This window comes from Variovorax sp. J22G73 (assembly GCF_030317035.1).
Classification (GTDB): domain Bacteria; phylum Pseudomonadota; class Gammaproteobacteria; order Burkholderiales; family Burkholderiaceae_C; genus Variovorax.
In genome coordinates this window covers 62099-83884 of the sequence record NZ_JASZYK010000008.1, presented here as the reverse complement: position 1 = coordinate 83884, position 21786 = coordinate 62099, and the positions used below count along the sequence as shown (strand labels likewise).

The following is a 21786-nucleotide window of genomic DNA, read 5'->3' as shown; positions in this document are numbered from 1 at the left end:
GGTCAGAGCCCCTTGGCTTTCAGTGCGCGGTCCAGCCGCGGGTACACGCGGCGCGCGTTGCCTTCGTAGATCTGGTGGCGCGCCCTGGCGTCCAGCGTGGTGGCCGCGTCGATGTAGCGGCGCGTGTCGTCGTAGGGAAAGCCGGTCTCGGGGTCGATGCCGCGCACCGCGCCGATCATTTCGCTGGCGAACAAAATGTTGTCCACCGGAATCACGCGCGTGAGCAGGTCGATGCCCGGCTGGTGGTACACGCAGGTGTCGAAGAAGATGTTGTTCAGCAGGTGGTCCTTCAGCAGCGGCTTCTTCATCTCCTGCGCCAGCCCGCGAAAGCGCCCCCAGTGGTAGGGCACCGCGCCGCCGCCGTGCGGAATGACGAAGCGTAGCGTGGGAAAGTCGCTGAACAGGTCCGACGCGAGGCATTGCATGAAGGCGGTGGTGTCGGCGTTCAGGTAGTGCGCGCCGGTGGTGTGGAAGCAGTCGTTGCAGCTGGTACTCACGTGCACCATGGCCGGAATGTCGTGCTCGACCATCTTTTCGTACAGCGGATACCAGTGGCGGTCCGACAGCGGCGGCGAGGTCCAGTGGCCGCCCGAGGGGTCGGGGTTCAGGTTGATGCCGACGAAGCCGTAGTCCTTCACGCAACGCTCCAGCTCGGGAATGCAGCTGCGCGGGTCCACGCCCGGCGACTGCGGCAGCATGGCCGCGCCCACGAAGTGCGCGGGAAACAGCTGTGCCACGCGGTGGCACAGCTCGTTGCAGATGCCGGCCCAGGTGGCGCTGGTCTCGAAGTCGCCGATGTGGTGCGCCATGAAGCTGGCGCGCGGCGAGAAGATGGTCAGGTCGCTGCCGCGCTCGCGCATCTTGCGCAGCTGGTTCTGCTCGATGGATTCGCGCAGATCGTCGTCGCTGATGCGCAACGAGGCGGCGGAGGGTGTTTCCGCCGGGTTGCCCAGGCTGGCGACCTGGCGCTTGCGCCAGGTTTCCAGCGCGGCGGGCGCGGTCGTGTAGTGGCCGTGGCAATCGATGATCACGGGGTCTCCTGTCGGTTCTGAAACTGGGGCACGAGCACGTGCCCGCGAAAAAGCGGCCGCGCTGTGCGCAGCAGCGCGGCGCCGGCGCCGGCGATGGCGTGGCCGGTCGCGTCCATCAGCAGGCGCACGGTGAATTCGCCGGTGGGGTGCTCCACCGACAGGTCGTGCAGTGGTTCGGCCGGGCCGGTCGCGATGTCGCACAGCCCCTGCATCACCGTGCCCGGCACCACGCACGCGGAAGCCGCCGACACCGCGCCCAGCACGCCGATGGCGTCGTGGCACTTGCGCGGAATGAAGGTGCGCGTGTTGAAGGTGCCGCCCTGCCGCGGGGCGGACACCAGCGTCATCTTGGGCACGACCTTGGCGCTCACGTCGCCCAGGCCCATGCGCGGGCCGGCCTGCAGGCGGACCGATTCGATGCGCGCCTTCAGCGCTGCGTCGGCATCGAGCGCTGCGGGCGTCTCGTCGCCCGAGACGCCCAGGTCGGCCGCGCGCATCAGCACCACGGGCATGCCGTTGTCGATGCAGGTCACCTCGATGCCGTCGATGCGTTCGCGCGCCTCGCCCGTGGGCAGCAGCGCGCCGCAGCTGGACCCCAGGATGCCGGAGAAGCGCAGCTCGACCGGCGCGGCGCGGCCGGGCACGCCGCTGATGGCGGTGTCGCCGCCGTAGCGCACGCGCGCGCCAGGCGTCTGCACCACCGCGTCGCAGTGCGAGTCGGTGTTGACCATGCGGATGCGCACCACCGACTGGCCCTGCTGCACCTGCACCAGCCCTTCGTCGAGCGCGAAGGGGCCCACGGCCGAGAGGATGTTGCCGCAGGTCGGCGCGTAGTCGATGCGCGACTCGGTGGCCACCACCTGGCCGAAGAGGTAGTCGACGTCCGCGCGCGGATCGGCGCTGGGCGAGACGATCGCGACCTTGGTGGTCAGCGGATGGCCGCCGCCGATGCCGTCGATCTGCCGGGGCTCGGCATGGCCCATGACCGCGAGGACCAGCGCGTCCCTCGCGGCGGGATCGGCGGGCAGGTCTTTGGCGTGGAAGAACGCGGCCTTGGAGGTGCCCCCGCGCATCCACGTGCAGGGCAGCGACAGCAGATCAGAATTGGGTTCGAGGGCTTCGGCAGGCATGCGGCCAGTGTGGCCGCGGGGTGCGGGGAGCGGGTTGAGTTCGGCCAGCGCTGCGTTCTCATCTGTTTATCGACAAGGGGTTAACCCTTGGGCGTGGAACGCGCCATGGCACCCGATGCCGCAGCACACGGCGCTTGGCAGAATGCGCGCATGGCGCCCAAGAAACTTATCGAACTTGATGCGAACCAAGGTGACGGCGGCGCGTTGCAGATCAACCTGCGGCATCTGCAGGCCTTTTCCGCCGTGGCGGCCACGGGCAGCGTCACGCGGGCGGCCGACACGCTGTTTCGCGTGGCCTCGGCGGTGACGCGGGCCGTGGCCGAGCTGGAGGCCGGCCTGGGCGTGTCGCTGTTCGAGCGCAAGGCGCGCGGCATGCTGGTGAACGCCTATGGCGAGGCCGTGCGCGTGCGTGCGCTGCGCGTGGAGCAGGAGTTTGCCGCCGCGTGCCAGGAGCTGGCCAGCGGCGACAACGCGGCGTCGCACCCGCCCATCGATGCGCGCGGCCTGCTCGCCTCGATGTTCAGCGGACGGCGGCTCGCGCTGTTCGCCAGCCTTGCTGAACTGCACAACATGCCCGCTGTGGCGGCTGCCTTCGGCGTGACGCAGCCCGCGCTCAGCGCGCTGGTGCGCGAGCTGGAGGCGCGCACGGGCCGGGTGCTGTTCACGCGCACCGCGCGCGGCGTCACGCCCACGCGCGCGGGCGGCCAGCTGGCCTTCCGGTGCAAGCGCGCGCTGGCCGAGCTGCGCAGCATCGGCTCGGACCTGGCCGCGCTGCGCGGCGCGGTCGAAGGCCGCGTGGCGGTGGGCGCCTTGCCGCTGTCGCGCACGCTGGTGCTGCCCTCGGCCATCGCGGCGCTGGTGGCGCAGCACCCCAGGCTGCGCGTGAGCACGGTCGAGAGCCCGTACGAGGCCTTGGCCGCGGCGCTGCGCAGCGGCGACATCGACTTCATCATCGGCGCGCTGCGCCCGCCTGAAGACGCCAGGGACCTGGTGCAGACCGCGCTGTTCGAAGACCGCATCTCGCTCATCGTGCGCGCGGGCCATCCGCTGGCGAAGTGCTCGCGCGTCGGGCGAGCGGCCTTGCAAAGCGCGCAGTGGGTGCTGTCGCGCCCCGGCTCGCCCTCGCGCGAGCTGCTGGAGCGCGCGTTTCGCGAGGCCGGCGTGCCCGCGCCCGTGCCGGCGGTGGAAACCGGCGACTTGGCGCTGCTGCGCGGCCTGCTGTTGCGCAGCGACATGGTCACCGCCATTTCGGCGCACCAGCTGCACTACGAGATAGAGACCGGTGCGCTGGTGGTGCTGCCGTATCCGCTGGAGAGCACGCGGCGGCGCATCGGCCTCACGCAGCGGGCCAACGCGCTGCCGTCGCCGGCGGCCACGGCGCTGATGGAGGCGGTGCGCGATGTGGTGACGAAAGTGCAAGCCGCGCGGCTCTGAAAGGCCCGCGGCGGCCGGCTCAGGGCTTGACGAACTTCAGCACGAACTCGTCCTTGGGTTGCGGCGGCTCCGGCGTGTTGCGGTCGCGTGGGTCGGCGGGGTTGCGCAGGAAGTTGCCCTCGTCCACCAGCCTGAAGCCCGCGCGTTCCACCTCCGCGCGCAGGAAGGACTGCTCGATGCGGTGCAGCGTGCCTGATTCGGAAATGCCCGTGCCCGGCCGCCCCGAATGGTCGGCAATCACGTAGAGCCCGCCCGGCTTCAGCGCGGCGAACACCGCGCGGTTGACTGCGGCGCGGTCCACGCCCATGTGGCCGAAGTCGTGGTAGTTGAACATCAGCGTGACCAGGTCGAGGCCGTTCGATGCGAGCTCCGGCGGCACCGGGTCTTCGAAGGGGCGCACCACGGCGACGATGTTGCTTGCGTTGGGGTTCTTCGCGCGCTCGGCCAGCGCGACGGGCGAAGGCCTCGGGGCAGGCGAGGCCGCGGCAGGAGCGCCCATCGGCAGCGGGCTGGCCGCGCCCTCCGGCTGCGCCGGCCGGCTGGCCGGTGGGCGCGGCGGGCTCTGGCCGTAGACGCGGCCCGTGGGTCCGGTGGCGCGTGCGATCAGCTCGGTGGTGTAGCCGCCGGCCGCGCTCAGGTCCAACGCGACCATGCCGGGGCGCACGCCGATGAAGGCCAGCATCGCTTGCGGCTTGCGCCGCGCGTCGTTGCGGCGGTCGGCCTCGCTGCGGTCGGGGCTGGCGACGATCGCGTCGATGCGGGCCTGCGACAGCGCGGGCGCCTGAGGCCCCGGCGTCGAGCAGGCGGCGAGCGCCAGGGCAACGCACGCGAGAGCGAGAGCGAGAGCGAGAGCGAGGGTGCGGGTGCGGGTGCGGGTGAGGGCGAAGGCTGGGCGAATGGGCATGGGCTGTTTTTCCGCAAAGGAGTGCACGAGCGCATTCGGTGCCGGCGGCGCGAATGCATCGGCGGCAGTCTATGCCTGCGTTCTTTCACCAGCCTGAGCGTGGAGGCCTTCATTCCTGTTGTTTCAGCTGTAACCCGGCCTGTTTCAACCGCATCCGCGCCGCGCGCCCACGCAATGCAGCCGGCACGCGCCGACCCGACAGTAGCGACATGGGCTGCCAAACGGTCCATGACCTCGGGACAGCGCCGGATGCATCTGCCGGTGCCAGCTCCTCACTGTTTCAGGTGCACGAAGGAGTTACTCATGAAAAAGCTCAATGCAACGATGTTCCTCGGTTCCGCCGTGCTGGCGCTGCTGGCTTCCGCGGCTTCGGCCCAGGGCCTGACCCGGGCCCAGGTGAAGGCGCAGCTCGCCGCGGCCGAAGCCAGCGGCCAGATGACGGCCCTGTACGGCCAGGACAGCGGCTCCGCCTACCTGTCTTCGCAGTTCCGCTCCAGCGAACCGCGCAGCGAGGTGAAGGCTGAAGTGAAGGCCGCGCGCGCCGACGGCAGCCTGGGCGCGCTCGACGGCTCCGACAGCGGCTCGGCCTACCTGTCGAGCCATCTCAAGCTGACGGAGCCGCGCTCGGAGGTGAAGGCGCAGCTCGCCACCGCCGAGAAGAACGGCACGCTCGACGCGCTGTACGGCGAAGACAGCGGTTCCTTCGAGCTGGCCGCGCGCCAGGCCGCCTCGTCGCGCACGCCCGTGCTCGCCACCCGCTGAGCCCCGGAGCGCCCCATGATCAACAGACGCGCTTTCTCGGCGACCCTGGCAGGCGGCACGGCCGCGCTGCTGGCCGCATCGGCCATGGCCCAAGCGCCGCAGGCCTCGCAGGCTTGGCAGGGCACGCGGGCCGAAGCCCGCCCCCGCCGCAACACCGGCACGCGCGTGCGCAACGTGGTGCTGGTGCACGGCGCCTACGCCGACGGCTCCTGCTGGAGCGAGGTCATCGGCCGGCTGCAGGCGGCCGGCCTGAAGGCCACCGCGGTGCAGAACCCGCTGACCTCGCTGGCCGACGACGTCGAGGCCACGCGCCGCATCCTGGCCCTGCAGGACGGGCCCACCGTGCTGGTCGGCCACTCGTGGGCCGGCATGGTCATCAGCGAGGCGGGTCTGGCACCGGAGGTGTCGGCGCTGGTGTACGTCTCGGCGCGCGCCCCCGACGCGGGCGAAGACTTCGCGGCGCTGGCCGCGAAGTTTCCCAAGCCACCGGCCAGCAGCGGCCTCGTCACCTCGGGCGGCTTCGCGCAACTGAGCGAAGAAGCCTTCCTGCGCGACTTTGCCGGCGACATCGATCCCGCACAGGCCCGGGTGCTGTATGCGGTGCAGGGGCGCATTTCGACCAACCTGTTCAGCGGGCGCACCACCGTGGCCGCCTGGCGCAGCAAGCCGAGCTGGTACCAGGTGTCCACGCACGACCGCACCATCGACCCCGAGCTGGAGCGCTTCCTGGCCAGGCGCATGAAGGCGACCACCATCGAGCTGCCCGCCAGCCACCTGGCGCTGATCTCGCACCCGAACGAGATCACCGAGCTGATCCTGGACGCCGCGGCCAACAGCTGAGCGGGGGTTGCGCGACTGGCGGGTGCGGCGGCGGCGTGCGGGCAAGCTTCTTGCGGCGGGGGTCGTGCCGCCCGGGCAAATCCCATGGCGGCGGGCGGCGCACGGACGTAGATTCCGGCATCGACCCGCAGAGTCGCCCGAGAGTCAGTTTCCCCACCTTGATCCGCAGGAGTGTCCATGGACGCATGGTCGAGCCAGCAGCTGTCCCCCTTGTACGGGCGCGAGGTCTTCCGCTCGCGCGAGGCGGACGACACGCACGCGCGCGTGTCCCGCGAACTCAAGCCGCACCGCAGCGTGTGGGGCCGCGGCAGCGTCGACGCCGTGTTCTGCCGCGCCGAGATGAGCGCACTGTCGTTGTGCATCCTGCGCTACGGCTGCGATGTCGACATCGAGCCCGACGCGCTCGGCAACTTCGTGCTGGTGCAGATGCCGCTGCGCGGCCATGCCGACGTTCACACCGGCGGGCAGACGCTGCAGATCCACCCGGGGCAGGGCGCCGTCATTTCGGCGCACAAGCCGGTGCGCCTGCGCTGGCACGCGGACTGCGAGCAGCTCATGCTAAAGATCGAGCTCAGCCGGCTGCAAGAGGTGGCGCGCCACGCCTTCGCGCTGCGCGGCACCGACAGCGTGGGCGAGATCGATTTCGAGATGCCTTTTCGCCTCGACGACGCCGCCGGCACGCAGTGGTGCCGCATGGTCGCGAGCCTGGCGTCGCTGCTGCCGGCGAGCGACTTTGCCCATTCCGCCAACTCAGCACATTCCGCAAACTTCGACCCGCGCTGGCTCGCGCACTGCGAGGACAACCTCATGCTCTACCTGCTGTGCCACCGGCCCAACTCGGTGCTGCAGCGGCACGCCGATGCGCGGCGCGGGTCCGAGGAAAGCAGCCTGCGCCAGCTGCGCCGGGCCGAGGAGTTCATGCGCGAGCGGCTCGACATGCCGCTGTCGCTCGAAGACGTGGCCCAGGCCGCGGACGTGACGCGCCGCGGCCTGGCATTGCTCTTCAAGCGCTACCGCGACCTGTCGCCCGGCGAGGTGCTGCGCAACATGCGCCTGGACGCCGCGCATGCGCAACTGGCGCGCAACGACGGCGCCAGCGTGACCGAGGTGGCACTGAACTGCGGCTTCTCGCACCTGAGCCGCTTTGCCGCGTGCTATCGCGAGCGCTTCGGGCAGTTGCCGAGGGATACGTCGCGGGACACCTTGAGCGCGCCAGCCGCAAGGCACTGAGGGCACAGCGCCGGCGCAAGGTGCGGCCGACGCTGCGCCTTGCTCAGGACTTCATTGCACACAAGGCCGCGGACGTGTCCTGGTAGTTCTGCAGCACCGTGCCGATCACCTTGTTCGCGATGCGCCCGTTCGCGTCCTTGCCGATCACGCGCAGGTAGTAGTTCTGGATCGGGAAGTTGTTGGCGCCGTAGCGGAAGTCGCCGCGCACCGACTTGTAGTTCGCCGCCTTGATCGCTTTCAGCAGCGCGGGCCGGTCGGCCACCTTGCCGCCCACGTCGCGCACGGCCGCGTCCATGGCCATGAGCACGTCGTAGGCCTGGCCGGCGTAGAACGACGGGTTGCGGCCGTTGTTCTGCGCCCGAAAGTCCGCCACGAAGCGCTTGTTGGCCGGGTTGTCGAGGTCGAAGGACCAGTGCGCGGTGTTGAACAGGCCCAGCATGGGCTCGCCGACGGCCGGGATCATGTCCTCGTCGGCCGAGAAGGCGGTGGAGATCAGCGCCACATCCTTGGACAGCCCCGCGCCCACGAACTGCTTGATGAAGCTCACGCCCATGGCGCCCGGAAGGAAGAAGTAGAGCGCGTCGGGCTTCGACGCGCGAATCTGCGCCAGCTCCGCGGAGTAGTCGAGCTGGCCGAGCTTGGTGTACAGCTCGTCGCCCACGGTGCCCTTGAAGGTGCGCTTGAAGCCGTTGATGGCGTCCTTGCCGCCGGGGTAGCTGGGCGCGATGAGCGCCACCTTCTTGAAGGCCTTGTCGGTGGCGAACTTGCCGGCGGCCTCGTGGTACGCGTCGTTGGGGTACGAGGCGCCGAAGAAGTACGGGTTGCAGCGCGCGCCCGAGTAGTCGCTGGGCCCGGTGTTGCTCGACAGGTAGGGCACCTTGGCCGCGAACAGCGGCGGGCCCACGGCCAGCGCGACCGATGAGCCGACCGGGCCGCTGAACAGGTCGATCTTGTCGCGCAGCAGCATGCGGTCCACGGCCTGGCGGGCGGTCTCGGGGTTGCCGGCGGTGTCGGCCTCCACGTACTCGACCGGCACGCCGCCGAGCTTGCCGCCCAGCTGCTTCATCGCCACGGCGAAGCCGGCCTTGGCCTCGGCGCCGCCGACGGCGAAGGGGCCCGACAGGTCCATGGCAAGGCCGACCTTCACGGTCTGCGCCTGTGCCTGTGCATGCGTGGGCAAGGCCAGCGCGCACGCCATGAGGGCGAGCGCGCCAAGGGCGGTTCTGGGGAATTCCTGCGGCATGGACATCGGAAGAAGCTCCTCGAAAGGGGACGTTGTTGAAGGTGGAAAGGAATGGGCCGGTCGGGCGAAACAGGCCGCAGTCTGTGGGCCGCGCCGGCGCGCGGCTATCCATTTCGTGCAGCGCCGCCGGCTGCACGAAATGGACAGACAGCGGCGCGGGCCGGTCCACAGAATCGCCGCCGAACCCCACCACTCCAGAGACACCCGATGAGCGACCACAGCAAGAATTCCATCGACATTCCCGCCGGCGATGGCACCGGCACCTTCCGCGGCTACCTGGCCCTGCCGGCCTCGGGTCGCGGCCCCGGCATCGTGCTGTGCCAGGAGATCTTCGGCATCAACGACTACGTGCGCGAGGTGGCGGACCTCTACGCCGAAGAGGGCTACGTGGTGCTCGCGCCCGACCTGTTCTGGCGCCAGGAGCCGAACGTCGACCTGGGCTATTCGCCCGAGGAGTGGCAGCGTGCCTTCGGTTTCTTCCAGAAGTTCGACCTGGCCGCCGGCATCGCCGACGTCACGGCCAGCGTGAAGGCGCTGCGCGCGCACCCGGCCTGCACCGGCAAGGTGGGCGCGCTGGGCTTCTGCCTGGGCGGCAAGCTGGCCTACATGGCGGCCGCGCACTCGGGCGTGGACGCGGCCGTGGGCTACTACGGCGTGGGCATCGAGGGCGCGCTCGACCTGGTGCCGCGCATCGAGTGCCCCATCGCCTTGCACTTCGCCGAGCTCGACCCGTTCTGCCCGCCCGAAGCACGCGCGCAGGTGCTGGAAGCCTTTGCCAACACCCCAGGCAAGCCGGGCGCGCAGATGTACGTGTACCCCGGCGTCGACCATGCCTTCGCGCGCACCGGCGGCGAGCACTTCGACAAGCCCTCCACGCTCATGGCGCACCAGCGCTCCATGGCCCTTTTCAAGGAAGCGATCGGTCCGGTGTACGACCTGTCGGCGCTGTGGGACAAGCACTGCGAGTACGAGTTCGCCACGCGCGACGTGGTCGCCACCATGGGCACGATGGTGAGCGAGCCCTACGTCAACCACATCCCGACCATGACCGGCGGCGTGGGCGCGAAGGAGCTGTCGCGCTTCTACAAGCACCACTTCATTCCGACCACGCCGCCCGACACGCGGCTCACGCCCATCTCGCGCACCGTGGGCGCCACGCAGATCGTCGACGAGATGCTGTTCTGCTTCACCCACACGGTGGAAATCGACTGGATGCTGCCGGGCATCGCGCCCACCGGCAAGGCGGTGGAAATTCCGCTGGTGGCCATCGTCAAGTTTCGCGGCGACAAGCTGTACCACGAGCACATCTACTGGGACCAGGCCAGCGTGCTGGTGCAGATCGGCCTGCTCGACCCCAAGGGCCTGCCCGTGGCTGGCGCTGAAACCGCGCGCAAGCTGGTGGACGAAACGCTGGCGTCCAACACGCTGATGCCGCGCTGGGCGAAGTCGACCGCGCTGACCATCGCCGACCCCGCGCTGCCGCTCGGATGAACGGCGCGGGCGACATGCCGGAACTGAATCTGGATCTGCAGCTGGCGTTGGTCGTGCACGCGGTGACCGCGCTCACGCCGGCCATCAAGGCCTTCGTGCTGCGCAGCGCCAACGGCGCGCCCTTGCCGCCGTTCGCGCCCGGCGCGCATTTGAGCGTGCAGGTGACGCAGCCGAACGGGCGCGGCGGGCAGCGCGCGTACTCGCTCGCGAAGCCGCACGACGGATCGGACCGCTGCGAGATCGCGGTGCTGCACGAGCCGCAGGGCGCGGGCGGTTCGGCCTGGATGCACCAGCTGGTGCAGGGCGCCGAGCTGCGCGCGCACGCGCCGCGCAACGACTTCGCGCTGCACACGGGCAGCGCCGCGCCCTTGTTGGTCGCGGGCGGCATCGGCATCACGCCGCTGCTCTGCATGGCGCGCGCACTGGCCGCCGAAGGCCGGGCCTTCGACTTCTTCTACGCCACGCGCAGCGAACAGGCCACGGCCTACATCGACGAGGTGCGCGCGCTCGGCGGCACGCTGGTGCACGACGGTGGCGACCCGTCGCGCGGGCTCGACCTGCGCGCGGTGCTCGCTTCGCCCGTGCCGGGGCGCCACCTGCATGTGTGCGGCCCGCGCGGCATGGTGCAGGCGGTGGTCGACACCGCCCGAACGCTGCGCTGGCCCGACGACCACGTGCATTTCGAGCTCTTCGCGGGTGCGCTCGAGCAGGCCGGCGACGCGCCCTTCGAGGTGCGCACGCTGCGCTCGGGCAAGACGCTGACGGTGGCGCCCGAACAAAGCCTGCTCGACGTGCTCATCGCCGCCGGGCTCGATCCGCTGTACGACTGCCGACAGGGCGACTGCGGCGTGTGCGCCGTCGACGTGGTCGAGGGCGTGCCCGACCACCGCGACCACAACCTGAGTCCGCGCGAGAAGGCGGACGGCAAGACCATCTGCACCTGCGTGTCGCGCGCGAAGACGCCGCAGCTGGTGCTCGACATCTGACGACGCTTCAGGAGACCTACCCCCATGAATCCCGTGAATCCGACAACCCATGTGATCCCTATCGTTCCGGTCGCCTCCGCGGCCCCGATCGACGTCCAGGCGCTGGTGCAGCCCGACCGCGTGCACAAGCGCGTCTACACCGACCCCGCCATCTTCGAGCTGGAGATGGACCGCGTCTTCGGCCAGGCCTGGCTCTACGTCGGCCACGAGAGCCAGGTGCCCAACCCCGGCGACTACTTCACCACCCGCCTGGGCCGCGAACCCGTGGTGATGCTGCGGCACACCGATGGGGAGGTGCACGTGCTGTTCAACCGCTGCCCGCACAAGGGCGCGAAGATCGTGCCCGACGGCAGCGGCAGCGCCGGCAAGTTCCTGCGCTGCCTGTACCACGGCTGGACCTTCAAGTGCGACGGCAGCCTGCTGTCGGTGCCGCTGCGCAGCGGCTACGAAGACACCGCGCTCGACCTGAAAGACCCGCAGTACGGCGTGCGTAAGGTGGCGCGCGTGGCCACGCACCGCGGCTTCGTGTTCGCGAGCCTGTCGACGGAAGGGCCGGCGCTGAAAGACTTCCTGGGCGGCGTGGCCACCTCGCTCGACAACTTCTGCGACCGCGCGCCCGACGGCGAAGTGGAAGTGGCGGGCGGCGTGCAGCGCGTGATCCAGCGCAACAACTGGAAGATCTTCTTCGAGAACCTGCACGACACCATCCACGCCGTGGCCACGCACGAGTCGTCGTGGCGCGCCGCCAAGGAAGAGTACGCGGCCATGCCCGCCGGCACGCCCAAGCCCTTCGAGGTGGTGATCGTCGACGGCAACGGCGAGCCGCTCGATTTCTGGGAGAAGCTGGAGTTGAAGGGCTACGACAACGGCCACGGCTTCATGGAAGGCATCTTCGTGCCGCCGACCGACCCGGTGAGCCTGGCCTACGTGGCATCGCTGGAGGCCGCGCAGGGCGTCGAGCGCGCCGACGCCATCCTGCGCGTGAACCGGCACAACACCATCGTGTACCCGAGCTGCTCGCCGCACACCTCGTTCCAGCAGATTCGCGTGATACGGCCGCTGTCGGTGGACCGCACGCTGGTCGAGATCTTCAGCTTCCGGCTGAAGGGCGCGCCGGAGGCCACCTTCCAGCGCACGCTGAAGTACACCAACATCGTCAACTCGCCCTCGTCCAACGTGATGCCCGACGACCTGGAGGCGTACAACCGCGTGCAGGAAGGCCTGGGCTCCGACGGCGGCGACTGGGTGAGCATGCACCGCGCGGCCGGCCGCGACCAGCCGCTGCCGGGCGGCCGCGCCTCCAACGGCAACAGTGAGATGCCGTCGCGCAACATGTTCGCGGCGTGGGCGTCTTACATGAGCGCAGATGCGGGAGACAAGGCATGAACTTCACCGACTGGCAAGAGCAGCAGCACATCACGCAGTTCCTGCACCACGAGGCGCGCCTGCTCGACGAGCACCGCTGGGACGAGTGGCAGAAGCTCTTCACGCCCGACGGCCTGTACTGGGTGCCGCTGGTACACGGGCAGGCCGACCACCTCAACCATGCCTCGCTGTTCTGCGAAGACGCGCTGCTGCGCTCGATGCGCGCGCGGCGGCTCGACCAGGCGCGGGCCTACTCGCAGCAGCCGGTGACGCGCACCGTGCATGTGCTGGGCAACATCGGCCTCGAATCGCGCGACGAGGCGGGCTGCGTCGTGCGCTCCACCTTCATGCTGCTGGAGTGGCGCAAGACCGAGCAGCGCGTCTTCGGCGGCAGCGTGCTGCACACGCTGCGAAAGCACGAAGAGGGCTTTCTCATGCAGACCAAGCGCATCGACCTCGTCAACTGCGACGCGCCGCACGAAGCCCTGCAGGTGTTCATGTGAAGGCCGCGCTGCTGGCCATGCACTACCAGAACGACGTGCTGCACGCCGACGGCAAGGTGCGCGTGGGCGTGGCCGCCGACGACCCGGCACGCCCGCGCCTCATCGCCTCGGCGGCGCGGTTGATCGCGGCGGCGCGCGCCAACGGCGTGCCGGTGATCTTCGTGCGCATCGCCTTCGCACCGGACTACGCGGACTGCCTGCGCAACTGCACGCTGTTCCGCCGCGTGGCCGAGACCGGCGCGGTGCAGGAGGGCAGCTGGGGCGCGGAATTCTTCAGCGAACTGGCGCCGCTGCCGGGCGAGGCCGTGGTCACCCACAAGCGCAACAACCCCTTCTGGCAGAGCGGGCTCGACGAGGCGGTGCGCGCCACCGGCGCGCGCCGGCTGTACGTGGCGGGCATTGCGACCAACCACGTGGTCGAGCACGGCGCGCGCCACGCGAGCGACCTGGGCTACAGCGTGGCCGTGGTGGCCGACGCCTGCAACACCGCGCAGGCGCACCTTCATGCGGCCAGCCTGGAGAATCTGGCGATGCTCGCGGACGTGATTCAGGTCGAAGACGCCGTTGCGCAAATGAGGGGTACGCAATGAACATGCAAGACAAGGTCGCCATCGTCACCGGCGCGGCCGCCATGCTGGGCAGCGCCATCGTCCGCGCCTTCGTGCAGGCGGGCGCCCGGGTGATCGCGGTGGACATCGACCTGCCGCGCGGCCAGGCGCTGGCGGCCGAGCTGGGCGCGCGCTGCCGCTTCGCGGCCTGCGACATCGCCTCCGACGAGGCGCTCGACGCGCTGGTGGCCGAGGCGTTGCGCACGGAGGGCCGCATCGACTTCCTCGTCAACAACGCCGTGGTCTACGGCGACGGCGGGCTGGGCGCCGCGCGCGGCGAATGGCTGGCCGCGCTGAACGTCAACCTCATCTCCGGCGCAATGCTGGTGCAGAAAGCCGCCGAAGCAATCGCGGCGCAGCGCGGCGGCATCGTGAACATGGGCAGCGTGGGCGGCAAGTTCGGCGCGGCGGGCAGGGCGCTGTACCCGGCGGCCAAGGCCGCCATCCTGCAGCTCACGCGCAACCAGGCCGCCACCCTGGCGCCGCGCGGCGTGCGGGTGAACTCGGTGTCGCCGGGCTGGACCTGGTCGGACGCGCTCTCGCGCATGGCCGGCGGCGACCGCGCGCTGGCCGACCGCGTCGGCACGCCGATGCATCCGCTGGGCCGCGTGGGCGACGGCGACGACGTGGCGCAGGTGGTGCTCTTCCTGTGCTCGGACGCCGCGCGCTTCGTGACCGGGGCCGACATTCCGGTCGATGGCGGCTACTCGATGCTGGGGCCCGACCAGGGGCGCTCGGCCGGTGGGTGGTTCGCGCCGTTGCCGTAGCAGCGCCTTCAGCGCAACACCAGCACCGGCAACGCCGAGTGCGTCAGCACATGCTGCGTTTCGCTGCCCAGCAGCAACCGCTCGAGCCCCTTGCGCCCGTGCGAGGCCATCACGATCAGGTCGCTGCCGTGCTTGCGCGCGGCCGCGATGATCGATTCGGCCACCAGATCGGAGCTGATGCGCGCGGTCTGCACCTGCACGCCGCGGGCCTGCGCGTCTTCTCGCACGGTGTCGAGCAGGGCCTGTGCCTTGTCGGCCCACTGCTGCTCGATGCGCGCGACTTCGTCGGCCTCGAACGCCATGCCGCCCTCAAGGTAGCTCTGCGGGTAGCGCGGCACCACGGTCAGCGCCACCAGTTCGGCGCGATGGCCTGCAGCCAGCGCCACCGCGGCCTCGACCGCCTTCTTCGAAAGCGTGGAACCGTCGGTGGCGACGAGGATGTGCTTGAACATGAATGAAGACTCCTTTTGGAATGCGATGCGCCAGCTTAGGCAGGCGGTGCGCGCGAAGCCTTGACCCATATCAAGCCGCGCGGCGCCGTGCCCCCTTAGCCTCGTGCCATGCCCGTCGCATCGATCTCCGACCACGCCCAGCGCCAGTCTCACCTCCGCCCCCACCCCCACCCCCACACCCTTTCGCAGCCCCCGCTCCCCATCGACCTGCTGCGCGCCTTCGACGTGCCCGGCCCGCGCTACACCTCGTACCCCACGGCCGACCGCTTCGTCGAGGCCTTCGGCGCCGACGAGCATGCGCAGGCGCTGCGCCTGCGGCGCGCGCAGGGCACGCAGGCCGCACCGCTTTCGCTGTACGTGCACGTTCCGTTCTGCGAATCGGTGTGCTACTACTGCGCCTGCAACAAGGTCGTCACGCGGCGCCGTGACAAGGCGCGCCAGTACCTCGGCTACCTGGCGCGCGAGGCGGCGATGCAGGCCGCGCTGCTCGGCCCCGCACGGGCGCTGGGGCAGGTTCACCTGGGCGGCGGCTCGCCTACGTTTCTCGACGACGGCGAGCTTGGCGAGCTGATGGCGATGCTGCGCGACACCTTCGGCTTTGCGCCCGGCGGTGAGCGCTCCATCGAGATCGATCCGCGCACCGTCGATGCCGCGCGCCTCGCGCACCTGGCCGAGCTGGGCTTCAACCGCCTGAGCTTCGGCGTGCAGGACTTCGACCCCGAGGTGCAACGCGCCGTGCACCGCGTGCAGCCCGCCGGGCAGGTGTTCGCGCTGATGGCGTCGGCGCGCGCGCTGGGCTTCAGGTCGGTCAACGTCGACCTGATCTACGGGCTGCCGCGGCAGAACGATGCGTCCTTCGAGCGCACGCTGTCGCAGCTGTGCGCGCTGCGGCCCGACCGCATCGCGCTGTACGCCTACGCGCACCTGCCCGAGCGCTTCAAGCCGCAGCGGCGCATCCTGGCCGACGAGCTGCCCGACGCGCCCGCGCGGGTGCGCATGCTGGCGCGCGCCATCGAGGTGCTGGCGGACGCGGGCTATGTGTACATCGGCATGGACCACTTCGCGCTGCCCGCCGATCCGCTGGCGGTGGCCAAGCGGCAGGGCCGGCTGCACCGCGACTTCCAGGGCTACAGCACGCAGCCCGAGGGCGACCTGGTGGCGCTGGGCGTGTCGGCCATCGGCCGGGTGGGCGCCACCTACAGCCAGAACGCCAAGACGCTGGACGCGTACTACGACCTGCTCGACCAGCAGCGCCTGCCGGTGGTGCGCGGGCTGGCGCTGTCGCGCGACGACCTGCTGCGGCGCGACGTGATCATGGCGCTGATGTGCCGCGGACGCGTGGACTTCGACGCGATGGGCCAGGCCCACGCGGTGGACTTTCGCCATCGCTTCGCGCCGGAGTTCGCCGCGCTCGGGCCGCTGGTGGCGCAGGGGCTGGTGCGGCTGTCGGACCACGATGTGGAGGTGACGCCGCGGGGCTGGTTCCTGGTGCGGGCCGTGGCGATGGTGTTCGACCGGTACTGCCGCGAAAGCGCGGGGCGCTTCTCGCGGGTGGTGTAGCGGCGAACGCTGCCCGGGGGCCGCGGCTACGCGTGGCCCGGCAGGCTCGACAGTCCGGGCAGGGCGGGAAAGCCCGGCAGGCTCGAAACGCCGGGCAAGGGCCGCTCCCGCCGCTGCGTTTCCGCCCGCTCGCGCAGCCATTGAAAAAGGCTGCTCCTGTCCATCGGCGGCGCGATGAAGTAGCCCTGGCCTTCGTCGCAGTCCATGGCCAGCAGCGCCTGCCAGGCGGTCGCGTCCTCGATGCCTTCGGCCAGCACATGCAGCCCGAGCTTGCGGCCCAGTTGCGCCACCATCTCGGCGATGCGCGCGCCTTGGGCCTCGCCGAGGCGGCGCACGAAGGTGCCGTCGATCTTGATGCGGTCCAGCGGCAGCCGCTCCAGGTAGCTCAGCGACGAATAGCCGGTTCCGAAGTCGTCGATGGCAATGGAAATGCCCTCGGCGCGCAAGGCCGCCAGCGTGGACTCCAGCAGCTGCGTGGGCAGCGCGGCGACCGACTCGGTGATCTCCAGCTCCAGGTGATGGCCCTGCAGCCCGGTGTTCGACAGCGTGGTGCGCACGGTGTCGAAGAAGCCGGGGTCCTGCAGCTGCACGGTCGACACGTTCACGGCCATGCGCAGCGGCGCGCGGTCGGCGTCCAGCAGCTCGCGCATGGTCAGGCAGGCCGTGTACAGCACCCATTGGCCCAGCGCGACGATCAGGCCCGAATGCTCGGCCACGGGAATGAAGCGGTCCGGCGGTATCAGGCTGCCGTCGTCCGCGCGCCAGCGCACCAGCGCCTCCAGGCCCACCAGCGCGCGGGTGTTCAGGTTGAGCTGCGGCTGGTACACCAGGAACAGCTGCGCGTTGTCGATGGCCGCGCGCAGGTCGGACAGCAGCAGCGCGCGGGCGCGCGCCTCGGTGCCCATGTGGGCCGAGTACTGCAGGTGCTGGCCGCGGTGGTCGCGCTTGGCGCGCTTCAGGGCAATGGTGGCGTCCTTCACCAGGTCGACGCCGGCCTGCGCGTCTTCGGGCAGCAGCACGTAGCCGCAGGTCAGCGAGACCTTGTGCGGCACGCCGTCGACGGCCAGCGGCTGGCGCATGCAGTCCAGCAGCTGCTGCGGCGACACCTGCCGCACGGGCCCGAGCACGCCGAAGGTGTCGGCGCCCAGGCGGGCCAGCAGCACGCCGGTGGGCACGGCGTCGGCCAGGCGCCGCGCCACGGTTTCCAGCAGGCGGTCGCCGAAGCGGTGGCCCATCACGTCGTTGGTGGCGCTGAAGTCGTCGATGTCGACCAGCGCCAGGATGTGGTCGCGCATGCCCTGGCGCGCGCAGTCGTCGACCTTCTCGACGAAGCGGGTGCGGTTGGGCAGGCGCACGAGCGGGTCGTAGTAGGCCGAGTCATGCATGCGCTCCAGCAGGCCGCGGCTGTGCAGCAGCGTGCCGAGGTTGACGCAGAACACGTCGAGCAGCCGCCGGTCGGGCGCGCCGTGCGAGGCTCCGGTGTCGATGAAGACGGCCATCTCCTGCGCGTTCTTGCTGCCGATGTGCAGGGCCAGTTCGCGGCTTTCGCTGCCTTCGCTGTCGTTGCCGTAGACATTGCCGCCGGAGGCCAGCGCGCGGCGCAGCAGCGCCACGGCGGGCGCGTCGGGCACGGCGTCCAGCGCCACGTCGGCCAGGTGCGCGAAACGGCCGGCCGCCGCCAGCACCCGGTAGGGTCCCACCGGCGGCACGCCCGGCGCGCAGACCAGCACGTCGCCGGGCGCGCCCAGCAGCGCGGTGAGCTGCGCGATCACGCCGTGGGCGAAGGCGCGCAGGCCCGCCTCTTCGAGCAGCGACGCACTGGAGCGCACGATGTGTTCCAGTCCTCGGCTCTGGGCCTCGTGGGCGCAGAGCTGCATGCAGGACCGCACGGCCATGGCCACCAGGGCCGGCAGGCGGCCTGGCGAAAGTTCGGCCGGCGTGCGGCAGTCGTCGATGGCGTGGCGCAGCAGCGCGTCTGGTGATGGCGCGTTGTTGCTGTCACTGGTTCCACTGGTTCCACTGGTTCTTAGGACGATGCGCGTGTTGCGCAGGCCGGCGGTGTGGCGGATGAAATCGGCGAGCGCGAGTGTCGGCGCCATCGCGGCATCGATGCCGGCACCGGTTGTCACCACGCCGAGGATGACGACCGCCAGGTCGGGCGCATCGAGCGCCAGCGCGCGTGCCTCCTCGTTCGAGCGCGCATGCGCGAGCACCACGGGCCGCCCGAGCAACGCAAGCCCCTGCAACGCGCCGCGCGCTTCGGCGTGCACGCGCTCGTCCTCGTCCACCACCAGCACGCGCCAGTCGGGCGCGGGGCCGTGCAAGCGCCGGCCCGTCTCTGCCTCGGGTCTCATGCGGCTTGGGCGTGCGCGGTGGCGGGTGCGCCGTGCGCCCCATGACCTGGGGCCTGGGTTGCAGCGATCGCCACCTGGTTGCGACCGCCGCGCTTGGCCACGTACAGCGCCTCGTCGGCCAGGCCGTAGGCGTCGTCGAAGTTGCCGCCGCACGGCATCCAGCTCACGCCGAAGCTGGCGGTCACGCTGCTGCGGTCGGGCAGGTCGAAGGCATAGGCCTCGATGGCGCGGCGCAGCGCGTGCGCCACCTGGCCGCTGGCGCTGCCGTCCTGCCCCGGCAGCACCACGGTGAACTCCTCGCCGCCGACGCGGCCGATCTGCGCGGCGTGCGGCACCTCGGCCTTCAGGCAGTTCACCACGCCCTGGATCACGCGGTCGCCCATGGGGTGCCCGAAGCTGTCGTTGATGCGCTTGAAGTGGTCGATGTCCAGCACGATCAGCGCGAGGTCGTTGCGCACGAAGTGGCGGTTCACCAGTTCGATGATGGCGGCCCGGTTGAGCACGTCGGTCAGCGAGTCGTGCGTGGCGCGGTACTCCAGTTGGGCGGCCAGGTCCTGCAGGCGCAGGTTGAGCTGGTTCATTTCCAGCTCGGCCCGGTCGCTGCGCCGCACCAGCCGGCGCGTTTCGCGCAACAGCCGCTCGTACACGGCCAGCAGGTCGCCCAGCGCCTGGCGGCAGGGCACCGCCGGCGCGGTGGCGCACATGCCGTGAGCGCCATCGACACCATATGCGACTTCATGCGCGTCGTACGCCGCGCGCGCGGCTTGCAGCGCCTGGTGCTCGGCATCGAACAGGTCGGGCAGCGGGGCGGTGTCCATGTCAGCTCGCCTTCACGGGGTGGCTGGCGAAGTCGATCGCGGGAAAGTCCTCGCTCAGCTCCTGGCCGAACTCGAGGATGGTGTCGTCCTCTTCGTCGTGGTACCAGTTCAGCGCCACCTTGTTGCCCGCTTCCACGGCGTCGTTCAGCGCCGCGATCAGGTTGAACAGCATCTTGGTGCTGGAGCTGTTGAAGTAGGCCAGCGCGATGTGCACGTCGATCTGGCTGCCGCTTTGCTGCGCCAGGTAGTCCTTCAGCTTGGCGATCACTTCGCCGTAGAAGGCGGCGGCGTTCTCGGGGTAGGACTCGCCTCGCAGGCTGAGCGTGCGGGTGTCGAACCTGAAGTCCACCTGGGGGGAACTGGGCGTCGGGGCGATGTAGAGGTTTTCCATCTGTGATCTCGATTCGTTGCCGGGCCTGCGCGGGGTCAGATCGCCGCCTTCAGGTAGAACACCGAAGCGCCGCCGGCGCTGTCGGCAGCGTCGAAGTCGAACTCCAGCGGCTCGCGGGCGTCGCGAGCGACCGTGAGGAGTCCCATGCCCGCGCCTTTGCTGCCTTCGGGCGTTTCCTCGCGCAGCGTCTGGCGGTAGGCCTGCTTGATTTCTTCCAGCGTCATGCTGCGCAGCGTCTCCAGCTTCATGCGCAGCGCGTCCGCGATGTCGGGCGCCACCGGGTTGGCACACAACAGCAGAAAGCCGCCGTCGCTCTCGCGGCGGATGCACACCGAGCCGTGGCGCAGCTCGCCGCTTTCAAGGCTGGCCGCGGTGAGCGTGTCGGCCGAGTAATGAATGATGTTCTGCGCCATTTCCACGAACGACGAGAACAGCTTGCGCCGCGTGGGGCCGGCCACGCCGGCCACCTCCAGCTGCAGCTTCACGGCGTCGGACATGGCGGCCACGATGTGCTGCGAGAAGTAGCCCACGTAGTAGAAGATGACCTGGTGCTGGCGCGCCAGGTTGAAGAAGGAGCCGTACTTGTCGGCGAGAGGGGGGCAGGGCATGGGCGGGTTCCCGTGTCGTGGCGGTCGGGCTTCAGTTGAGTTCGGGTGGGTTCGGGTCGGTCCGGGCGGTTCAGGTACGAAAGCAGAAGAAGGTCAGGTCATCGCGGCGGTGGTGCTCGCCCTGCCAGGCCTGCAGCGCGTCGAGCACGGCCTGGTTGACCTGCGCGGGGCTGCGCTCGCGCTGCTCCAGCAGCAGCTCGCGCACGCGGCGCTTGCCCATGGCGATGGCACGCGGGCCGCCGACCTGGTCGATGAGCCCGTCGGTGCTGACGAACACCAGCGTGCCCGCGGGCAGCAGCAGCTCCTGGTTGTGCCAGCTGAAGTCGAACTCGCTGTCCATGTAGCCCACGCCCTTGCGCTGGCCTTCGACCAGTTCCACCGCCTCGGCGCCGGGGCGCAGCACGAACAGCGACAGCCGCGCGCCCGCGAACACCAGCCGGCCCTGCGCGGGCTCGAACCAGAAGCAGGCGGCGTCCATGCCGTCGTCGGAGCCGGGCGTTTCGTCGTGCCCGTCCATCTGCCCGAGCATCTGCTTGATGCTGCGGTTCACGCTGCCCAGCAGCCGCGCGGGGTCGCGCGCGCCGTGCTGCTCGATGGCCTGGGTCAGGCTCGACGACGCGATCAGCGTCATGAACGCGCCCGGCACGCCGTGACCCGTGCAGTCGGCCACGGTGGCGAACCAGCCGTCTTCGGCGGTGCTGAACTGGTAGAAGTCGCCGCCCACCACGTCGCGCGGTTCCCACACCAGGTGGGCTTCGGGGCAGGCGCGGGCGAGCGCGTCGAGCGAGCTGCGCAGGGTCGAGCGCTGGATCACGCTGGCGTACTCGATGCTGTGCATCACCTGGCGGTTGCGCGAGGCCTGCAGGTCGGCCACCGCGCGCATGAGCTGCAGGCCGTTGCCCACGCCCGCGAACTCGCCGTCGCGCGTGATGATGAAGCCGTCGGACAGCGCCTTCTCGCCGTACGCCACGGTCTTGAAGGTCAGGGCCTCCAGGTCGAGCGCGGCGTCGACCACCAGCGGGTCCTTGTCCATGAAGGCGATGCAGCTCTTGCGGCCGTACAGCTCCACGCGAAACGGCTTGCTCATCTGCGACAGGAAGATGTTGCGGTTGATCAGCCCGATGGGCTGGCCCGCCTCGACCACCGGCAGGCTCACCAGTTCGCGGTGCCGGTTGAAGACGTCCATGACCTTCTCGTTCGTTTCCTCGGTCGTCATGCACGGCACGGCCGTGCACAGGTCGGCGGCGCAGGGTTGACGGAAACGGGGCCGAAAATCGCTCAAATACTCGGAGGTTTCGGGCATGGAAGC

21 protein-coding genes are annotated in these 21786 nt (G+C 70.2%); 11 read left to right on the top strand and 10 right to left on the bottom strand.

Translation table 11 applies throughout. The features are described 5' to 3' along the window. Positions 1-2: 2 nt before the first annotated feature. Both QTI51_RS25730 and QTI51_RS25725 read right to left on the bottom strand, forming a co-directional pair. Positions 3-1031: an amidohydrolase family protein gene (locus QTI51_RS25730; RefSeq protein ID WP_286516535.1), complete on the bottom strand. Its 1029-nt coding sequence runs from the start codon at positions 1029-1031 to the stop codon at positions 3-5. After that, positions 1028-2161, bottom strand: a complete 1134-nt coding sequence (locus QTI51_RS25725; protein WP_286516532.1) for a 4-oxalomesaconate tautomerase — start codon at positions 2159-2161, stop codon at positions 1028-1030. Before QTI51_RS25725 ends, QTI51_RS25730 begins: the two co-directional genes overlap by 4 nt. Positions 2162-2311: 150 nt before the next feature. On the opposite strand from QTI51_RS25725, the gene QTI51_RS25720 reads away from it, so the two are divergent. Next, positions 2312-3595 carry a LysR family transcriptional regulator gene (locus tag QTI51_RS25720; RefSeq protein ID WP_286516529.1) on the top strand — a complete coding sequence of 428 codons (1284 nt, stop codon included), beginning with the start codon at positions 2312-2314 and terminating at the stop codon, positions 3593-3595. A 19-nt stretch (positions 3596-3614) separates the two neighbouring features. Here QTI51_RS25720 and QTI51_RS25715 read toward each other — a convergent pair whose 3' ends face one another. Further along, entirely contained in the window at positions 3615-4499 is an 885-nt protein-coding gene (locus QTI51_RS25715) for a class I SAM-dependent methyltransferase (protein WP_286516525.1), read from the bottom strand. A gap of 303 nt (positions 4500-4802) precedes the next feature. Here QTI51_RS25715 and QTI51_RS25710 point away from each other — a divergent pair, with 303 nt between their 5' ends. From QTI51_RS25710 to QTI51_RS25700, 3 genes are all read left to right on the top strand, one after another. Then, positions 4803-5261, top strand: a complete 459-nt coding sequence (locus QTI51_RS25710; protein ID WP_286516523.1) for a DUF4148 domain-containing protein — start codon at positions 4803-4805, stop codon at positions 5259-5261. A 15-nt stretch (positions 5262-5276) separates the two neighbouring features. Continuing rightward, entirely contained in the window at positions 5277-6101 is an 825-nt protein-coding gene (locus QTI51_RS25705) for an alpha/beta fold hydrolase (RefSeq protein WP_286516521.1), read from the top strand. Between the two features lie 177 nt (positions 6102-6278). After that, on the top strand, positions 6279-7331 hold the full coding sequence (locus QTI51_RS25700) for an AraC family transcriptional regulator (protein ID WP_286516520.1): 1053 nt from the start codon (positions 6279-6281) through the stop codon (positions 7329-7331). Between the two features lie 43 nt (positions 7332-7374). Here QTI51_RS25700 and QTI51_RS25695 read toward each other — a convergent pair whose 3' ends face one another. Then, positions 7375-8574, bottom strand: a complete 1200-nt coding sequence (locus QTI51_RS25695; RefSeq protein WP_286516817.1) for an ABC transporter substrate-binding protein — start codon at positions 8572-8574, stop codon at positions 7375-7377. A gap of 207 nt (positions 8575-8781) precedes the next feature. On the opposite strand from QTI51_RS25695, the gene QTI51_RS25690 reads away from it, so the two are divergent. From QTI51_RS25690 to QTI51_RS25665, 6 genes are read left to right on the top strand one after another with little or no spacing between them, the layout of a single operon-like run. Next, positions 8782-10065 (top strand): dienelactone hydrolase family protein, encoded by a 1284-nt coding sequence (locus tag QTI51_RS25690; RefSeq protein ID WP_286516519.1) that lies wholly within the window; start codon positions 8782-8784, stop codon positions 10063-10065. Beyond that, the gene (locus tag QTI51_RS25685; protein WP_503011541.1) at positions 10062-11051 is read left to right on the top strand and encodes a PDR/VanB family oxidoreductase; all 990 of its coding nucleotides are present in this window, start codon (positions 10062-10064) and stop codon (positions 11049-11051) included. The genes QTI51_RS25690 and QTI51_RS25685 overlap by 4 nt, the downstream gene beginning before the upstream one ends. A gap of 24 nt (positions 11052-11075) precedes the next feature. Continuing rightward, positions 11076-12437, top strand: a complete 1362-nt coding sequence (locus tag QTI51_RS25680) for an aromatic ring-hydroxylating dioxygenase subunit alpha (protein ID WP_286516516.1) — start codon at positions 11076-11078, stop codon at positions 12435-12437. Beyond that, positions 12434-12919, top strand: coding sequence for an aromatic-ring-hydroxylating dioxygenase subunit beta (locus QTI51_RS25675; RefSeq protein WP_286516514.1), 486 nt, complete (start codon positions 12434-12436; stop codon positions 12917-12919). The genes QTI51_RS25680 and QTI51_RS25675 overlap by 4 nt, the downstream gene beginning before the upstream one ends. Then, positions 12916-13509, top strand: coding sequence for a cysteine hydrolase family protein (locus tag QTI51_RS25670; RefSeq protein ID WP_286516512.1), 594 nt, complete (start codon positions 12916-12918; stop codon positions 13507-13509). Before QTI51_RS25675 ends, QTI51_RS25670 begins: the two co-directional genes overlap by 4 nt. Next, positions 13506-14294 carry an SDR family oxidoreductase gene (locus tag QTI51_RS25665; RefSeq protein WP_286516511.1) on the top strand — a complete coding sequence of 263 codons (789 nt, stop codon included), beginning with the start codon at positions 13506-13508 and terminating at the stop codon, positions 14292-14294. The genes QTI51_RS25670 and QTI51_RS25665 overlap by 4 nt, the downstream gene beginning before the upstream one ends. A gap of 8 nt (positions 14295-14302) precedes the next feature. Here the strand turns inward: QTI51_RS25665 and QTI51_RS25660 are convergent, their stop codons facing one another. Continuing rightward, complete coding sequence (locus QTI51_RS25660; RefSeq protein WP_286516510.1) at positions 14303-14746, bottom strand: universal stress protein; 444 nt, start codon at positions 14744-14746, stop codon at positions 14303-14305. A gap of 108 nt (positions 14747-14854) precedes the next feature. Here QTI51_RS25660 and hemN point away from each other — a divergent pair, with 108 nt between their 5' ends. Beyond that, positions 14855-16306 carry an oxygen-independent coproporphyrinogen III oxidase gene (hemN, locus tag QTI51_RS25655; protein WP_286516508.1) on the top strand — a complete coding sequence of 484 codons (1452 nt, stop codon included), beginning with the start codon at positions 14855-14857 and terminating at the stop codon, positions 16304-16306. Positions 16307-16332: 26 nt separating this feature from the next. Here hemN and QTI51_RS25650 read toward each other — a convergent pair whose 3' ends face one another. The 5 genes from QTI51_RS25650 to QTI51_RS25630 form a co-directional block, all read right to left on the bottom strand. Further along, entirely contained in the window at positions 16333-18660 is a 2328-nt protein-coding gene (locus QTI51_RS25650; protein WP_286516507.1) for a putative bifunctional diguanylate cyclase/phosphodiesterase, read from the bottom strand. Further along, positions 18657-19478: a GGDEF domain-containing protein gene (locus QTI51_RS25645; protein ID WP_286516506.1), complete on the bottom strand. Its 822-nt coding sequence runs from the start codon at positions 19476-19478 to the stop codon at positions 18657-18659. The genes QTI51_RS25650 and QTI51_RS25645 overlap by 4 nt, the downstream gene beginning before the upstream one ends. A 1-nt stretch (position 19479) precedes the next feature. After that, positions 19480-19869 carry a DUF1987 domain-containing protein gene (locus QTI51_RS25640; RefSeq protein ID WP_286516504.1) on the bottom strand — a complete coding sequence of 130 codons (390 nt, stop codon included), beginning with the start codon at positions 19867-19869 and terminating at the stop codon, positions 19480-19482. A 35-nt stretch (positions 19870-19904) separates the two neighbouring features. Then, on the bottom strand, positions 19905-20477 hold the full coding sequence (locus QTI51_RS25635) for a SiaB family protein kinase (protein WP_116913716.1): 573 nt from the start codon (positions 20475-20477) through the stop codon (positions 19905-19907). A gap of 70 nt (positions 20478-20547) precedes the next feature. Continuing rightward, positions 20548-21780 (bottom strand): SpoIIE family protein phosphatase, encoded by a 1233-nt coding sequence (locus QTI51_RS25630; protein WP_286516503.1) that lies wholly within the window; start codon positions 21778-21780, stop codon positions 20548-20550. Positions 21781-21786: the final 6 nt, after the last annotated feature.

Bases quoted from the DNA above. Each gene is read 5' to 3' on its own strand.
- QTI51_RS25725 (WP_286516532.1), bottom strand. From the start codon at position 2,161: ATGCCTGCCGAAGCCCTCGAACCCAATTCTGATCTGCTGTCGCTGCCC.
- QTI51_RS25720 (WP_286516529.1), top strand. From the start codon at position 2,312: ATGGCGCCCAAGAAACTTATCGAACTTGATGCGAACCAAGGTGACGGC.
- QTI51_RS25715 (WP_286516525.1), bottom strand. From the start codon at position 4,499: ATGCCCATTCGCCCAGCCTTCGCCCTCACCCGCACCCGCACCCGCACC.
- QTI51_RS25710 (WP_286516523.1), top strand. From the start codon at position 4,803: ATGAAAAAGCTCAATGCAACGATGTTCCTCGGTTCCGCCGTGCTGGCG.
- QTI51_RS25705 (WP_286516521.1), top strand. From the start codon at position 5,277: ATGATCAACAGACGCGCTTTCTCGGCGACCCTGGCAGGCGGCACGGCC.
- QTI51_RS25700 (WP_286516520.1), top strand. From the start codon at position 6,279: ATGGACGCATGGTCGAGCCAGCAGCTGTCCCCCTTGTACGGGCGCGAG.
- QTI51_RS25695 (WP_286516817.1), bottom strand. From the start codon at position 8,574: ATGCCGCAGGAATTCCCCAGAACCGCCCTTGGCGCGCTCGCCCTCATG.
- QTI51_RS25690 (WP_286516519.1), top strand. From the start codon at position 8,782: ATGAGCGACCACAGCAAGAATTCCATCGACATTCCCGCCGGCGATGGC.
- QTI51_RS25685 (WP_503011541.1), top strand. From the start codon at position 10,062: ATGAACGGCGCGGGCGACATGCCGGAACTGAATCTGGATCTGCAGCTG.
- QTI51_RS25680 (WP_286516516.1), top strand. From the start codon at position 11,076: ATGAATCCCGTGAATCCGACAACCCATGTGATCCCTATCGTTCCGGTC.
- QTI51_RS25675 (WP_286516514.1), top strand. From the start codon at position 12,434: ATGAACTTCACCGACTGGCAAGAGCAGCAGCACATCACGCAGTTCCTG.
- QTI51_RS25665 (WP_286516511.1), top strand. From the start codon at position 13,506: ATGAACATGCAAGACAAGGTCGCCATCGTCACCGGCGCGGCCGCCATG.
- QTI51_RS25660 (WP_286516510.1), bottom strand. From the start codon at position 14,746: ATGTTCAAGCACATCCTCGTCGCCACCGACGGTTCCACGCTTTCGAAG.
- hemN (WP_286516508.1), top strand. From the start codon at position 14,855: ATGCCCGTCGCATCGATCTCCGACCACGCCCAGCGCCAGTCTCACCTC.
- QTI51_RS25650 (WP_286516507.1), bottom strand. From the start codon at position 18,660: ATGAGACCCGAGGCAGAGACGGGCCGGCGCTTGCACGGCCCCGCGCCC.
- QTI51_RS25645 (WP_286516506.1), bottom strand. From the start codon at position 19,478: ATGGACACCGCCCCGCTGCCCGACCTGTTCGATGCCGAGCACCAGGCG.
- QTI51_RS25640 (WP_286516504.1), bottom strand. From the start codon at position 19,869: ATGGAAAACCTCTACATCGCCCCGACGCCCAGTTCCCCCCAGGTGGAC.
- QTI51_RS25635 (WP_116913716.1), bottom strand. From the start codon at position 20,477: ATGCCCTGCCCCCCTCTCGCCGACAAGTACGGCTCCTTCTTCAACCTG.
- QTI51_RS25630 (WP_286516503.1), bottom strand. From the start codon at position 21,780: ATGCCCGAAACCTCCGAGTATTTGAGCGATTTTCGGCCCCGTTTCCGT.